At 56.4% G+C, this 17099-nt stretch carries 4 protein-coding genes; all 4 read left to right on the forward strand.

The window, feature by feature from the left end:
• Positions 1 to 30 precede the first annotated feature (30 nt).
• Positions 31 to 1191, forward strand: a complete 1161-nt coding sequence (locus M655_RS13645; protein ID WP_374993161.1) for an acyl-CoA dehydrogenase family protein — start codon at positions 31 to 33, stop codon at positions 1189 to 1191.
• Complete coding sequence (locus tag M655_RS13650) at positions 1188 to 10691, forward strand: non-ribosomal peptide synthetase/type I polyketide synthase (protein ID WP_286086018.1); 9504 nt, start codon at positions 1188 to 1190, stop codon at positions 10689 to 10691. Before M655_RS13645 ends, M655_RS13650 begins: the two co-directional genes overlap by 4 nt.
• A complete protein-coding gene (locus M655_RS13655; RefSeq protein WP_051353882.1) occupies positions 10684 to 15339 on the forward strand; it encodes a beta-ketoacyl synthase N-terminal-like domain-containing protein in 4656 nt (1551 codons plus the stop codon). Before M655_RS13650 ends, M655_RS13655 begins: the two co-directional genes overlap by 8 nt.
• A 62-nt stretch (positions 15340 to 15401) precedes the next feature.
• The gene (locus M655_RS13660; RefSeq protein WP_026557214.1) at positions 15402 to 16997 is read left to right on the forward strand and encodes a beta-sandwich domain-containing protein; all 1596 of its coding nucleotides are present in this window, start codon (positions 15402 to 15404) and stop codon (positions 16995 to 16997) included.
• Positions 16998 to 17099 lie beyond the last annotated feature (102 nt).

Here is a 17099-nt window from a genome sequence, read left to right on the forward strand (position 1 = left end):
CACATTTTGAATGATGGGGATTGAATGAATATGACGATAACAAGCCCACATAGCATTCTCGATGAAGTAAGACAGTTTGCAGCAGAAGAAATCAGGCCGTTTGCGGCCGAATTTGAAAAACAAAAAGCGCTTTCCCGCGCGCTTGTCCAAAAAATGGGCGACAGGCGCTACCTGGCTGCGAGCTTCCCGGCCCAGTACGGGGGCTTGCAGTTGCACCCGCTGGAATACGGCAGTCTGGTCGAAGAGATCGGCAAAGGCGCCCTGTCTGCCGCGATGCTTTTGACCGTGACGACCGGGCTTGTAGGCGAAACGCTCATCCGCTGGGGCAGCGACTACCAAAAAGAACAGTACGTATGGCCGATCGCCCGGGGCGAGAAGATCGGCGCCTTTGCGTTGACCGAACCGGGAGTGGGCAGCGGCGCCAAAGACGTGAAAACCTCCTACGAAAAAGCAGGCGACAAATACCGGATCAGCGGGCGCAAAAAGTGGATTTCGTTTGGCGAGATCGCCGATTTTTTTATCGTCATTGCCAGCGATCCGGCGACGAACGGCGTCAGTGCTTTTCTCGTCGACCGCGAGCAAGAAGGTGTGCACGTCCGCAAAATAGAAGGGCTGCTTTCGTGCGCCGCTTCCCAGCTTGCAGATATTGAGCTGGACGATGTGGAAGTCGGCGTGGAGAAGCTGATCGGCAAGGAAGGCATGGGCTTTACGGGAATTGCCAACTTCGCGCTCGACCAGGGGCGGTTTAATGTCGCCTGGATGGGCGTCGGGCTGGCGCAGGAGGCGCTGGAAGTGATGGTCACCTACGCGCGCAAAAGAAGCCAGTCCGGGCAAAAAATTTTCAACTTCCAACTGATTAAAGGCATCATCGGCGACGCCGTGACGAACGTTCATGCCGCCCGCTCGCTCTGCCGGGAAGCCGCGCGCATGCGCGCCGAAAACCATCCGGACGCGATTGTGCAAACGACGATGGCGAAATATTTTTCCTCGGTAGCAGCCAACAAAGTTGCCGCCGATGCCGTTCAGGTGCTCGGCGCGAACGGCTGCTGCGATTTGTATCCGGTCGAGCGGCTTTTTCGCGAGGCGAAGATTTTGGAGATCATTGAAGGGTCTTCGCAAATTCAGCAGCAAATCATCGCCATGCACGGGGCGAACCGCTACTATCAGCCAAAAAGGATTACGGAAGTATGAAAAAAATAGATGCCAATCAAGTCAGCGACATCCTATCTCTCAGTCCGATGCAAGAAGGGATGCTGTTTCATTATTTGAAAGACCCGGACAGCTCCCTCTACTTTGAGCAAATCAGCTTGCATGTTTCCTCGGCTGTCCATCTCGCTGCGTTTCAACAGGCATGGCGGCACGTCGTCTCCGTCAACGAGATGCTGCGTGCCGTTTTTCGATGGGAAGGGGTCAAAGCGCCTCTTCTCCTCATCCTCAAAGAGCTGCCGGACTTTTTGCGCTATGTCGACGCATCCGCGCAAGCGCCAGCGGACCGCGACGCCTATGTGGACAAGCTGCTGGACGAAGATCGGGCCGACAAGTTCGATCTGCGCGAAGGCGCATTTCGCGTCAGCCTGTACAAATTGGGCGACGAGGACTACCAACTGATTTTGAGTCATCACCATATTTTGTTCGACGGGTGGAGCACGGGCATTCTGCTCGCTGAATTTATGGAAGCGTACCAGCAACTGCTGGAGCATCGCCAGCCGACCGTTCCGGCGAAACGAAAATTCAAGGATTTTATCAAGGCGATCAAGCAAAAAGACAAGACAGAGCAAGAAACATTTTGGACGACCTACCTGCAAGAAGTGAATCCGGTCTGGCTGCAAGAGATCATCCCGGCCAACCACGCTCGCGCAAGCAAGCACGCTGCAAAGAAAAAACAGGCCCGCCTGGACATCCCGCAATCGCTTCACGCGGAAATCAAGCGCCAGGGAAAGCATTCGATAAGTTGCTACCTGTACGGGGCATGGGCGTTGCTGCACTATTTTTATGCAGACAGCAAAGACGTCGTATTCGGAACGACCGTCTCGGGGAGAGAAGAGTCTTTCGATGGGATTGACGAGATCGTGGGCTTGTTCATCAACACGCTGCCGCTTCGCTTGGCGGTCGACCCGGATGAAACTCTCCAGGCATTTTTGGAGCGTGTGTTTGCTTCCATGAATGCCCGCAAGCATTATGGCTCCACTCCGTTGCGGGACATCAAAAAATACAGTGGATTGCCTTTTGAGAAAGAGCTGTTTGATACGGTACTCGTCATTGAAAATTATCCGCTTCAATCGCATTCGAATAATCGGAATTTCGTTATCGATTCCTTTTCATATAGAGAAGAAACCAATTATCCGCTCACGATCTTCATCACGCTGTGGGAGACGATCGAGCTTGTGGTCGACTACGACAGCCGGGTCTATAGCGAAGCGTTTGTGGAGGAGCTGTGCGCGCGCTACAAAATGATACTGTCATTTCTCGTGGAGCAGCCGCTCGCAACGATTCGCGCAGTTGACTTTTTGTTTCCCGCAGAAAAGCAGAAGCTGCTGGCGGAATGGGTGGATACGCAAGTCGCGTTGCCTGCGGGGAAAACCCTTCATCAGCTATTCGCGGAACAGGTGGAGAGAACGCCTGATCGCATCGCCCTGACCTGCGAAGGCCGCGCGCTCACGTATCGGCAGATTCATGAACAGGCGAACCAGTTGGCGAATTTGTTGCGGGAGGCGGGCGTGCAACCGAACCAGGTCGTGGGACTGTACATGGACAGGCGACCGGAGCTGGTGATTGCGCTGCTCGGCATTTTAAAATCCGGCGGCGCCTACTTGCCGCTGGAGCCGACGCTGCCGCTGGATCGCTGCTCGACGATGCTTGCCGACGCTTGTGCCGAAGTGGTCGTATCCGTCGGGAAATTTACGGGGGTGCTGGCTGAGCTGAAGGCCAAGTGCCCGCCATTTGAAACCGTTGTGTGCATGGATCAGGCAGACAGCGAAGCCGAGTACAGTCTCTCTGACATACAGCAACACGCGCGGGAACTGGCCGCCAGTCCCGCAACTCCGGGCGATCTGGCTTATGTGATCTATACGTCCGGCTCGACCGGAGTGCCCAAAGGGGTCATGATTTCGCATGAAAACGTCGTGAATTTTCTGTACGCCATGGAACGGGAAATCGGCTTTGAGCCTGAGCAGACCGTACTTGCGCTCGCTACGTATTCGTTTGATATTTTCGTGCTGGAGTCGTTGGCGCCGCTCTGCTGGGGAATGAAAATGGCCCTGGCAAGCGACGCGGTGCTCAAGGACCCGGAAGAGATCATGAAACTGATCGAAGCCGAAGGGGTAACGATTCTTCAGGCGACGCCGTCGCGGATGAAGCTGCTTGTGCAATCAGCGCGTGCCGGGAGCCTGCAACAACTGCAGAAGATTTTGATCGGCGGAGAAGCATTGCCGGAAGCGTTGTACAAAGCGTTGCGGGCGATCGTGAAGCAATCCATTTACAATGTGTACGGCCCGACCGAAACGACAGTATGGTCGACGATCCAGCGGCTGGAAGAGACGATTTGCATCGGCAAGCCGCTAGCCAATGTCGGCATCTACATTTTGTCGAATGAGAAAACGCTGCGCCCGCCCGGCTATCCGGGGGAGGTGTGCATCTTCGGAAAAGGGCTGGGAAAAGGCTACTTGAACAATCCGCTGCTCACTGCGGAAAAGTTCATAGCGAATCCGTTTCAGCCTGGGGAGCGGCTATACTGTACGGGTGATTACGCCTATTGGCTGCCGGATGGCACCTTGCAGTTTATCGGGCGAAAAGACGACCAGGTCAAAATTCGCGGACATCGCATAGAGCTTGCCGAGGTGGAAAGCGCCCTGAAAGATTTTCCCCCGGTCCAAGATGTCGTCGTCCTCGAAACAAAAGAAAAGAACGAGTCAGCGCTGGCTGCCTACGCGGTGGTCGACAGCAGCTTCAACTGGACGGCTTGCAAAGATTTTCTCAAGACCCGGCTGCCTCATTACGCGATTCCGGCTGCTTGCTACCGGATACAGGCCGTTCCGTACACCCGCAATTTGAAGGTGGATCGCAAAGCGTTGGTGCAGATGCAAAAAGAGCCGCTGCATTTTTTGGCAAGTACCGTCGAGCCGAAAAGCAATCTGGAAGCGAAGATCGCGGACGCATGGAAAAAAGTGCTGAACATCGAGCGGGTAGGGATACACGATCGGTTTTTTGATGTCGGCGGCGATTCGATCAACGTCATTGCCTTGTGCAATGAACTGAAAGCCGAAATGAACACGGTCGTCCCGGTCCAGACGATTTTCACCTATCCGACCGTTCACGAATTGGCGAACTACTTCCACGCCAAAGCAACAGGGGAGAGCCGCACTGCCAAGCCTCCAGCCGAAAAGCCCAAAGCGGCCAAGCTTCGCGCCGTGGACATTCAAGACACGGATGTCGCGATCATCGGAATGGCGGGGCGTTTTCCGGGAGCGGCTGACAAGGAGCAGTTTTGGCGCAATCTCATCAGCGGCAGTGAGGCGATCAAGTTTTACACCGATGACGAAATGCAGGTGCTCGGCATCGATCACGAGCTGTGGAATAACTCGCATTACGTCAAGGCGAAAGGAAAACTCGACGACATCGATTGCTTCGACGCCGATTTCTTCGGCTATACCGTAGCGGAAGCCGAGTGGATGGACCCGCAAATTCGCTTGTTGCACGAGTGCGCGTGGCACGCCCTGGAGGATGCGGGATACGAGCCGGAAGCGTATCCGGGCTCCATCGGTCTGTACGTCGGCTCCGCCTACAATATTTACTGGGTGCCGGAGACGTTTTCCCCGTCGCTGTACGCCTCCGAGCAATATCAAATTTATCACGTCAACAGCAACTCGTTTGCGACGCTGATCGCGTACCGGATGAATTTGCGCGGGCCGGCGATCACTGTCCAGGCAGCTTGTTCCACCTCGCTCGTGGCGATTGACCGGGCTTACAAAGACTTGCTGTTTGGCGACTGTGACATCGCCATTGCCGGGGCGGCTGCCGTTACTTTGCTCGATGAAGCCGGATACGTCCACCAGGAAGGAATGGTTTTATCCAAGGACGGCCATTGCCGCGCCTTTGACAAAAAAGCGACCGGGACTGTCACCGGAAACGGCGTCGGGCTTGTCGTGCTAAAACGTCTCAAGGATGCGCTGGCAGACGGCGATCATATTTACTCCGTTTTGAAGTCGACGGCGGTCAATAACGACGGAAACCGCAAAGTGGGCTATTCGGCTCCGAGCGCGGAAGGACAGGCGGCGGTCATTCAGAAAGCGATCGAACGGTCCGGGATCGGAGCTGCGCAGATTCATTATGTCGAAGCGCACGGGACGGGAACGGCATTGGGCGATCCGGTCGAAATCGAAGGGCTGAAACTGGCCTTCGATACGGACAAGAAAAATTACTGCGGGATCGGCTCCGTCAAAACAAATATCGGGCATCTGGAAGCGGCGGCAGGGATTGCCGGGCTGATGAAAACCTCGCTCGCGCTCAAAAACCGGATGATCCCGCCGACGATCAATTGTGAAGAGGTCAATGCGCAGATTGATTTCGAAAATTCTCCGTTTTACCTCAATACGCAGCTTCTCGATTTGCAAAAAGAAGACACGTTTCCGCTGCGGGCAGGCGTCAGCTCGTTTGGGCAGGGGGGCAGCAACGCTCATGTGATTTTGGAGGAAGCGCCGCCAGCGATCGGGACGCCCGCGAGCAGGCGGTATCAAATGATCGCGCTGTCCGCGCACAGCGAGGCTGCGTTGAAGGAGATGAAGGGGCGGATTCGCGAGACGTTCAAGCGCGACGACAGCATCCAGCTCGCCGATGTCGCCTATACGTTGAAGGTAGGGCGCAAACGTTTTTCGCACCGCTCTGTCTTGCTTTGCTCAGAGGTGAGAGAGGCGATTGAAATTTTGACCGAGAAAAACTCCCGCAAATCATGGGATTTCGTCGCCTCCGAGCAAACGCCTGCGGTTGTGTTCATGTTTTCGGGCCAGGGCGCGGAATACGTGAATATGGCTTTGGACCTGTACCGCCACGAGCCGCTTTTCCGCGCGAAGCTGGATGAATGCTTCGCGATTTTGCAAAAAATTTCGGGTGTCCGTTATCAGGGCTATTTGTATCCTGACCAGCCTGACGACCGGGCAGCGCGGGAGATACACAGGCAGAGCGTTTCCCAGCCGCTTCATTTTGCCATCGAGTATTCGTTGGCCTGGTTGCTGATGGAGTGGGGCGTTGCTCCGGCGAACATGATCGGGTACAGCATCGGCGAGTATGTCGCAGCGTGCCTGGCCGGGGTTTTCTCGTTGGAAGACGCCCTGTTTTTGACTTATCACAGAGGCCGGCTCATGGAAAAGCTTCCGGAAGGCGTCATGCTGACGGTTCCTTTGGCGGAAGGCGCTTTGCTTTCCATCCTGCCGCACGAACTGTCGATTGCAGCCGTGAACGAGGAATCGTGCATTGTCTCCGGGAGCAAGGAGGACATTGCCCGGTTTGAAGCGACGCTGAAGGCGCAAAAGGTCATTAGCATGCGGCTCGCGATTTCCCATGCCGGGCATTCCAACATGCTCGATGCGATGCTGAGCGAATTTAGCGAATGCGTTCACCATGTTTCGTTCCAGCAGCCCACTCTTCCGTTTGTCTCCAGCTTGACGGGCAATCCGGTTGCGCCTGCGGAAGCGGCCGATCCCGGCTACTGGGTGCGCCATTTGCGCGAGCCTGTCCGCTTTGTCGCCGGGTTGCAAAAGCTGGCGCAAAAGGAGCATACGCTGTTCATCGAGATCGGGCCGGGACGAAACTTATGTATGCTTGCGCAGCGCTTTGTGCGTCCGGAGCGCAAGCAAAAGCTGCTCGACACGATCCGGGTTGAACGCAAGCAGGTGGCGGACGACGAGCAGCTTGTAAAGACAGTGGCGCAATTGTGGCTGTACGGAGTCGACCTGGACTGGAAACGGTTTTACGGCGGTGAGCAGCGCAGAAGAGTTTCACTGCCGGGGTACCCGTTTGAGAAAAAGCGCTACTGGAACCATGCGTTTCGTTTTGACACCAGCCAGCTTGGCAAACGGGCGGGAGGCAAGCGGTTGGCAAATGCAGCGCTACAGTCCTCGGCATCGCTCTCGTCCACGTCCACGCATTCGCCTTCGCAGGAGGGATCGGGTGGACAAGCGGTTGAGTCGGTTCCAGTCGTTCATACGTTTGCGAGCGAAGAGGGGAGCGTGATCTCGCAGTTAGTCGGGGAGATCATCGGCGGGCCGAATGTAGGGGAAGACGAGGATTTGTTTGAAGCGGGATTTGACTCGCTCAAGGTCGTTTCGTTTATTTCCAAGCTTGCCGATGCGTTCCAGGTGCAACTGACGATGCAAGAGGTGTTCGCGCATCCGACGATCCGGGAGCTGGTGCCGCTCATTCGGCAAAAAGCGCCGCAGGCGGCCGTCGTCATCCCGAAAGCAGCGGAAGCGGCGTACTATCCGGTTTCGTCCCAGCAAAAACGGCTGTATGCGTTGCAGCAGTTTGACGAAACGAGCACGGCGTACAACATTCCGGGCGTGTTCCTGTTGCAAGGGGCTGTCGACCGGGAGCGGATGCAGGCTGCGTGCGAAGGCTTGCTGCGACGGCATGAGGCGTTGCGGACGTATTTTGAGTTGAATGGGCAGGAGTTGGTGCAGAAGATTGTTGCGGTTGAGGCTGTTCCGAGTGGTTCGGCTACTCCGACAGCCGCGCCCTTTACGCTGGAATGGTGGGAGATGCCAGGCGCGAGCGTAGAAGAAGCGCTAGCAGGCTTTATTCGCCCGTTTTCGCTGCACGAAGCGCCCTTGCTGCGGATTCGCCTGGTGAGCATAGGCACTGACCGCCACGTTTTGTTGATCGACATGCACCACATCATTTCCGACGGGCTGTCGATTGAACGGCTGGTCAGCGATTTCCTCGCTTATTACGACGGGCAGACGCTGGCGGAGCCGAAGCGGCAGTACAAAGACTTCGCCGTCTGGCAACAAAGCCGGGACGCCGCCGATTGGCAAACGGAAGCGGATTTCTGGCTGCAGCAGTACAAGGACGGCTACGAAACGCTCGATTTGCCGATCGACTACCGCCGTCCGCCGATCAAACATTTTGCTGGCGACCTGAGGCGGTTTGTCTGGACGGACGAGCAAGCCGCTGCGCTCCGCGAGTTTTGCCGCACGCAGCAGTTGACCCCGTACATGCTGCTGTTTGGTTGCTTTTCCATCCTCCTAGCCAAATACAGCGGACAGCAGGAAATCATCGTCGGAACTCCGGTTGGCGGCCGGATCGGCGCGGAAACCGAAGAGACGGTAGGGGCTTTTGTCAATACATTGGCGCTGCGCAGCTATCCGGCAGGGGAAAAGCGGGTACTTGACTACTTGCAGGAGCTGAAAGCGTATTGCCTGCAAGCGTTTGAGCACCAGACGTACCCGTTTGAAGAGCTGGTGCAGCAGGTGGAAAAAGAAAGGGACCTCAGCCGCAACCCGTTGTTTGACACGATGTTTGCGTGGGAACAACGGGATCGCAGCCAACTGCGCATTCGCGGGCTGGACGTGCAGCGTCAGGACATTCACAGCGGGATCGCCAAGTTTGACCTGATGCTGCAAGCGTGGGAAGAGCAAGGGCAGATCGGGTTTGCGCTGGAGTATGCGACATCGCTGTTTGCCGCCTCCACAGTGGAGCGGATGGGCCAGCATTACATGCAAATCGTCCAGGAGATTGTGCAGTCGCCGGAACAGCCGATCAAGGAGGTTCGCTTGATTTCCGCAGAGGAAGAACGCCTGCTGCGGGACGGCTTCAACCAGACGCACGTGGACGAGGACTGGAGCCAAAGCGTGGTGGCGCTCATCGAAGCGCAGGCAAGCGTGCGCGGCGACGAGGTGGCAGTCGTGTGCGAAGGGCAGAGACTGACTTATCGCGAGCTGAACGAACGGGCGAATCAGGTGGCGCGGTTCTTGCTTGAGCGTGGCTGCGCGAAAAACGAGATCGTCGGCATCATGGCAGAGCGCTCCGTGGCAATGATAATCGGGCTGTTGGCAATCGAAAAGGTAGGCGGAGCCTATTTGCCTATCGACCCTGCCACGCCAGCCGAGCGGATTCAGTATTTGTTTGAAGACAGCGGCATTCGCACCGTCCTCAGTCAAAGCCGCTTGGTCGATCAAGCGGCTTTTACAGGCGTTGCCGTCTACGATCTGGAAGACGAAGCGCAGTACGCCAGCTATGAACGCACGAACCCGGACGTACCGCTTCTGCCAGACGATTTGGCCTACGTACTCTACACATCCGGCTCCACCGGCCAGCCAAAAGGAGTCATGCTAACGCACGGCGGCATGTCGAACCGCTTGCGCTGGATGGCAGCGCATTACGGCATGGACGAAAACGAGGTCGTGCTGCAAAAGACGACCTACACGTTTGACGTCTCCGTCTGGGAGCTGTTTTTGCCGCTCATGATCGGTGGGGTGCTATGTTTCGCCAAGCCGGGCGGGGAAAAAGACCCGGAGTACCTCTATCGCCTGATCGACGAACAGCAGATAACGACGTTGCACTTTGTGCCGTCCATGCTGGCAGCGTTCCTCCACACCTTACCGGACGACGCTTCCTTTTCTCGTCTCAAGTGCTGCATATGCAGCGGCGAAGAGCTTAGCATCGAGGTGAAGGACCGCTTTTTCCGAAAAATGCCGGGGGTAGAGCTGCACAACTTGTACGGCCCCACCGAGGCGTCGATTGACGTAACCGCCTATGAAGTCCAGGCAGCCGATCGGCTCATTCCAATCGGCAAACCAGTAGCAAATACCCGTCTGTACATTATCACAGAAGAAGGCGGCCTTGCGCCGATTGGCGTGCCGGGAGAACTGTGCATCGCGGGCATCCAGGTGGCAAAAGGCTACCTCAACCGCCCCGAGCTGACGGCCGAAAAATTCAGGGAGCTGCCGCTGCTTCCCGGAGAGCGGCTGTACTTTACAGGCGACCTCGCCCGTTGGCTGGAAGACGGAAACATCGCCTATTTGGGTAGAAAAGATACCCAGATCAAGCTGCGCGGCTTCCGGATTGAGCTGGGAGAAATCGAGTCGGCGATCCAGTCCTATTCGGACCAGATTGAGACAGTGGCGGTGGTCAGCCAGGGAGCACAGGCGGAGAACAAGATGCTCTGCACCTATTTCAGCGCCGCAGAACCGATTGATTCAGCCCGGTTGCAGGCGTATTTGCAGCGGCATTTGCCCGTGTACATGGTGCCCGTGCATTACCGCCAGCTCGCAGCCCTGCCGCTTACGAGCAGCGGAAAAACAGACAGAAAGGCGCTTGCCCGCCTGCCGCTCAGCGCGGAAACAGAAAGAGCCGTACTACCCAAAACCGCGCTGGAGCAGCAACTGTCGCTGATCTGGAAAGAAGTGCTGCAAATCGAGAAGCTCAGCATTCGGGACGACTTTTTCCAGCTCGGAGGCAACTCGCTCAGCGTCATCCATTTGCACAAGCTGCTGACGGAGCAGATCGACCCGGACATTTCGATCGCCAATCTGTACAGGTATCGCACCATCGAATCGTTCCTGGCCTACGCAAGCCACAAGGCGCACACAGACAAGGCGCAGGCCGTTGCCGCACCAGAGCGAAAAGAACGGTTGGCCCAGGGCAATGCGAAACGATCACAGCGATTATCAAAAAGAAAAGGGATAAACAAGGATGAGTAAACAACAAAACGGACTTGAAATTGCCATTATTGGCATGGCGGGAAGATTTCCGGGAGCGGCGGACATCGCGGGCTTTTGGAGCAATCTGGTCAATGGCAAAGAAGCCATCACGTTTTTCTCCCGCGAGGAGCTGGAAAAAAGCGGCATCGATCCGGAGCTTGTGGCCCGTCCAGACTACGTTCCGGCAAAAGGCTACCTGGAGAACAGCGAATATTTTGACGCTTCCTTTTTTCACTATTCACCGCTTGAAGCCGAGGTCATGGACCCGCAAGTTCGCCTTTTTCACGAATGCGTCTGGGAAGCGCTGGAGGATGCGGGCTATTGCCCCGACACGTATCCAGGGTTGATCGGCCTGTACGCAGGAGCTGCCAGCAGTCTGTACTGGCAGTCCCTCGCGTTTTTGTCCGAGAGCGCCCAACTGCTCGGTCCGTTTGCGGCCAACCAGCTTGCGAACAAAGATTTCATGTCGATGCAGATCGCCCATCGGCTCAATTTGAAAGGGCCTTCCATCACCGTCAACACAGCGTGCTCCACATCGCTCGTCGCCGTCCACCTTGCCGCGCAGGCATTGCTCAACGGCGAGTGCGACCTTGCTCTGGCCGGGGGTGTCAGCGTCTCTTTGCCGTTGAAGTCCGGCTATCAGTATCAGGAGGGCATGATTTTGTCACCGGATGGACACTGCAAGCCGTTTGACGAAAACAGTCAGGGGTCAGTGCCAGGCAATGGAGCCGGGGTTGTCGTTTTGAAGCGCTATGAAGAAGCATTCGCTGACGGGGATCACATTTATGCGCTCATCAAAGGCTCCGCGATCAACAACGACGGGGACCGGAAAAGCGCCTACACGGCTCCGAGTGTGGAAGGGCAAGCGGAAGTGATCCAGGCGGCCCAGCAACTGGCCGAAGTAGATTTTGCCGACATTCACTTCGTCGAAACACACGGCACAGGCACTGTTCTCGGCGACCCGATCGAGCTGGAAGCATTGCGCACCGCTTTTGCCAGCGCAGAAGGCGTGTGCCGGATCGGCTCGGTCAAGTCGAACATCGGCCATCTCGATGCAGCAGCAGGGGTGGCGGGGCTTATCAAGGCAACGCTCAGTCTGCAACATAAACTGTTGCCGCCAACGTTGCACTTTCAAAAGCTGAATCCGAAAATCGACTTGTCGGATTCGCCCTTTGTCGTGAGCGCCCAGCGGTTCGATTTATCCACCGTCAACGACACGTTGCGGGCCGGGGTAAGCTCCTTCGGGATTGGGGGCACGAATGCGCATGTCATCCTGGAAGAAGCCCCGCCCATGCCCAAGTCCGCAAAGGGCAGAGGCTCGCAGCTCATCCTGCTTTCGGCCAAAAGCGAAAGCGCCCTGGACCAGTCTACGCGGAAATTGGCCGACTACATCCGCCAAAATCCGGATGTGTCTTTGCCTGATCTGGCGTTTACGCTCCAGGTTGGAAGAAAAGCATTCGAGCACAGACGGTTTGTCGTCGCCAGCCACGCGGATGAACTGGCTGAGATTTTACAGTCGGTTGGAAACGAAAAAGGGAAGCGCTCGCGGAAGCTGTTTACAAGCGCTGTCGAGCATGCGGACAAAAAAATCGTCTTCCTGTTTCCGGGGCTTGGCAATCAGTACGTCGAGATGGGGCTTGGCTTGTACCGCTCCGAGCCATTGTTCCGTAAAGAGCTCGATCACTGCTTTGCGATACTCGACCGTTACCTCGATGTGCCCGGCAAAGCGTGGCTTTATCCGCAAGCAGATCACGAGCAAGCGAGGCAAAAAATCAGGCAGATTGACGTCAGCCAGCTTGTGGTCTTCCTTTTCGAATACGCTCTCGGCAAATACTTGATAGAACTCGGCGTCAAGCCCGCTGCCATGATCGGCTATAGCTTCGGGGAGTTTGCGGCCGCTTGCCTGGCAGGGGTGTTTGCGCTGGAAGACGCCATTCGCGTCATCATCCGCAGAGGCCAGCTTATCAAAGAGACCGGGGAAGGGGCCATGCTGAGCGTCCCGCTGACAGAAGCAGAGCTTTTGCCATTGCTTCCGGATACGCTCTCGCTGTGCATCGTCAACGGTCCGTCGTGCGTAGTCGGGGGAACGAAAGAAGCGGTGGAGCAGTTTGAGGAACAGTTGAAGGCGCGAAAACAGATCGGCATTCGCCTGGACACGGCCCATGCGCTGCACTCCGCTTTAATGGAGCCGATCAGGCAGGCATTTGAGGAGGAGATGAGGAAATTTCCGTTGCACCCGCCGCACATCCCGTTTATTTCCAACATGACCGGGGAGTGGATTACGGCCGAGCAGGCAACAGACCCTGGCTACTGGGCGAGACAGTTGACCGACCCGATCCGTTTTGCCTGCGGCTTGCAGCGAATTTTGCAGGAAGAAGACGCGCTGACGTTTCTCGAAGTGGGGCCAGACCGAAATTTGAGCGCGCTATTGCGCTATTTTGTCCACCGCGACTCGGCGCATACGATTCTCAATATCATTAGCAACCCGCAGGAAAAAGTAGACGACCTGTACTACTTGCAGACCCGTTTGGGCCAACTGTGGGGAGCGGGCCACACCATCGACTGGACGAAGCTGTACGCGTCGGAAAAGCGCAATCGGCTGTCCTTGCCGACCTATCCGTTTGAGCGCGCCTATCATTGGCTGGACGGCAATCCGTTCCACATGCTGCGCGACAAGCAGCCGCCCGCGAAAAAGAAGCTGCAAAAGAAGCCGCACATCGAGGACTGGTTTTACGTGCCGCTTTGGCAGCAAAAAGTATGCCCGCCTGTCGCCAAGCTGCCAGCGCAACAGACATATCTCGTCTTCGCCAATCGCGATTCGTTCAGCGACGAAGTGATTCGCGAGCTGTCGTCTGCCGGACAGGCTCTGATCGCCGTCTACAGCGGCGCGGAATTTGCCGGGGAAGGCGCGGGCGGTCAACGATATACGGTCAACCCCGATTCGCCCGCTGACTACGCCAGCCTTTTTGCCAGCCTGGCAGAGCAAAACGTGCGTGTCGATCATGTGCTTCATTTGTGGAATGCCGGACAAAAGCCGAGCGCCCCGCTGGATGGGTTTGCCTTGCATAAAACGCAGCAGACAGGCTTTTACAGCGTGATGCACATTGCCCGGGGCTTGCAGCGCCTGGACAGGCACAAAGGCGTGCGCATGGCTGTCGTGACGAATGAAGCGGTGGCCGTGACCGGACAGGAGACGCTGTTCCCGGAGCACGCTCCGCTGATTGGGCTGGGCCATGTCATTCCCCAAGAAATGCAAAACATCCGCCAGCTAACCGTCGATATTTCGGCCGCCGAGATCGAAGCTGCGGGGGCTGCCAGACAGCTTGCCCGGATGCTGCTGGAAGAGCTTGCTTACGCTTCCACTTCCACAGATCGGTTGGTCGCTTATCGCCATTTCCAGCGCTGGGTTCCGTGCTATCAGCCCGTCAAGCTGACGGAGCAAGAAGCAGAGCCTTTTCGCCAAAACGGTGTATATGTGATTACCGGGGGAGCAGGCATGATCGGCTGGATGATCGGCAGCTATTTAGCCAAGCATTATCAGGCGACGATTGCGATTGTTCAACGGTCGTTCCCGCTGAAGCAGGAGTGGGAGGCGTGGCTGGCGGAGCACGGAGAAAACGACCCGCGCAGCATGCGCATCCGCGAGCTGATCGCAGCCGAGCGGCAAGGAGCGACTATCGAAGTTTACCGGGCGCAAGTCGATGACTACCTGCAAATGTCTGAGACGATAGCCAAAATCACAGCGGCGCACGGGGCGATTCACGGCGTCTTCCATTGTGCAGCAAACATGGGCGATCAGTTTTTCCATGCGCTTGACCAGTTGGACGAAGAGCTGTGCCAGGCGATTTTTCAGCCGAAAATGGACGGGGTGCTCGTCCTCGATCAAGTGTTGGAACAAACATCGCTTGACTTTTGTCTGCTGATGTCCTCGACAGCGTCCGTGCTCGGCGGGTACGGCTTTGCGGCGTATGCGGCGGCGAATGTGTTCATGGATGCCTACACGGTCAAGCGAAACAGGCAGCGCAGCGTGAAGTGGAAAACGATTAACTGGGAAGCATGGCAAAGCCGCGAAAAAGCGGCGGCGTACCAGTCTTCCATCGGCGACCTGGCTATGACGCCGGAAGAAGGGATCGAGGCGCTCCGCAGAGTATTGGCAGTCGACCGCTACCACCATCTCGTGCACTCCCCCGGTGATTTGGAAGCGCGGCTGGACCAGTGGATTCGCTTCGTGGAGCAGCCCGCGGAAAAGGCCGATGCCGCGATGCCGAAAAGCGCCCGGCAAAAACGGAAAAGCAGTTCCGCGATGGTCGAGTATGAACAGCCGTCCACTTTGATCGAACAACGAATCGCCGAAATTTGGGAGACGTTTTTAGGGATTCAGGAGATCAGCACAAACGACAACTTTTTTGAACTCGGCGCTACTTCGTTAACGTTGATTCGGATCAAATCGCTTTTGGAGGAAGAGTTCCAGAAGCCAATCCCGATTGTGGACCTGTTTGCCAATCCGACGATTGCCAGCTTGGCGAAAAGCATCCAGTCCGATGAAACCGGGCCGGACGATGCAGGCGAGGCAAACAGGCAGAAGGAGCGGGAAGTCGCCGGAAGGGAGCTTTTGGCCAGACAAGCCGAGCTGAGAAAGAGAGAGTAAGCCAACGATGGGCATGTAAACGGCCTGGTCCATTTCCCCATTAACCAAAAAGGTGATTAACTGTGAACGCACTCTTAGCTATCCATCCCATCCACCACGATTCGCGAAACTGCAAGGAGGACACCATCGTTTCCGTCGCCACCTGGTGGAAGCGCGATTACGCCTTGATGTTTTTGGAATCGTGGGGATTTACTTTTGACCGCACGCAATGGCAGCGAACAGGGAAGCTGTACCAGAGCATTACACCAGGAATCGGAGACATGTTGAACTTGCTCAAGCACTTGCACGGCATCGAAATCGTGGTGAAAGGGAATGCATCCTGGCAGGACACGGTCGCTTTGGTGGAGAGCGAGCTGCAAGCATCAAGACCGGTCGCCATTGATCTGGATTCCTATTACTGCCCGTGGAGCCACGGCTATCAGAAATACCATTCGCTTCATACGTGCCTGATCGTAGGCGAAGACAAGGCCAATCAGCGTTATACGCTGGTGGACTGCTTTTACGAACGGCAAAACGTAACGATTGCGATAGCAGATTGTTTTCGCCACGAGTGCAGAGGGATCGCGCTGTTTCGCAAGCTGCCGGATAGCGAGCAAGTTTTCTGCTGGAAACAGACGATCCTGTATGCGTTGAAGCAGACGCTGTATCGAGAGCACGAGCAGCACGCCTTCGCGCAGATGAGAGAATTTGCCGATGTTTTGCAGCAGTTGCCAACCGTCGCCGGCGAGTTTGCCGAAGCGCCGCAAGTGTGGATGTCGCCGTTGCTGTCCGTTTTGCACGCGATCAGCAACGGCCGCAAACATTTTGCAACCGCCTTAGAGTACGTGAGCGACCGGTACGACGTAGACAGCCTTGCTCCGTTGATTCACGACTTGTCCTACTCGGCGGCTCAATGGAGCACGGTGCTGTCGATGCTGACGAAAGCGTACTACCAATCGGGCGATAGCGCGCTGATTCAGCGAGCGGCGAATAAAATCCGGACGGTTGCCGAACTGGAGGAAAAGGTGGCCAACCAGTTGCAAAACATTTGCGAAGAGAGGCTGCCCGATCAGCGAGCGGCAGACAGGCGCGAGCAGGCGAAAGCCGGGGCCGACTACAGCCAGATGACATTCGTCGACCTGTCTGCTCATTGCAATAACAAAGGCTTCAGCCGCTTGGCCGATCCTGCGTGCCCCGCCGACTTGACGCTGATGGGCGAAGTATTTTTGCTGGAGGATATGCCCGATCAGCCGCTATGGCATGTAAACGGGGTGCCGTTTTCTTTGCCCGCGCTTGTGGAAAAGCAAAACGACAATATTTCTTGCGCCGGGCAAGAGCTGCCCATCCCGGAAGGCCACTATGCGAGCCTGTTGATCCTGGGCTGCTCAGAGTGCGGGAGCTACACGGAGCGCATCGAAATGGGCTACGAAGACAACGCCGTCAGCTACATTCCGCTCCAATTTACCGACTGGTGCATGGAACCGATTTTCGGGGAAACGACGGCATGGGTAGGAAAAGGCGCGGTACGCCGAGAGGGAAGGGTGGAACGGCTTGATTTTCCGGTCAGGCTGCTGGTGCAGCAATACTATTTGAACCAGAGCCGAAAGCTGCAGCGCATCAAGTTGCCGGATTGCCCCAACATACATATATTTGCCATGACCTTGATGGCAAAAGGATAAGCATCGCTTGCATAACCGACTCTCCTGGATAGACAAGCGGCGTCGCGTTTGCCCGCCGCCGGGAAGCCGCGAGGAACAAAAAACCGGGAGCAAAGGAGGGGA

Origin of the sequence: Brevibacillus sp. NSP2.1 (assembly GCF_000470975.2) — a bacterium.
In the GTDB taxonomy this organism is placed as follows: Bacteria; Bacillota; Bacilli; order Brevibacillales; family Brevibacillaceae; genus Brevibacillus; species Brevibacillus agri.

Coding starts and splice junctions, on each gene's coding strand:
- M655_RS13655 (WP_051353882.1), top strand. CDS start 10,684: ATGAGTAAACAACAAAACGGACTTGAAATTGCCATTATTGGCATGGCG.
- M655_RS13645 (WP_374993161.1), top strand. CDS start 31: ATGACGATAACAAGCCCACATAGCATTCTCGATGAAGTAAGACAGTTT.
- M655_RS13650 (WP_286086018.1), top strand. CDS start 1,188: ATGAAAAAAATAGATGCCAATCAAGTCAGCGACATCCTATCTCTCAGT.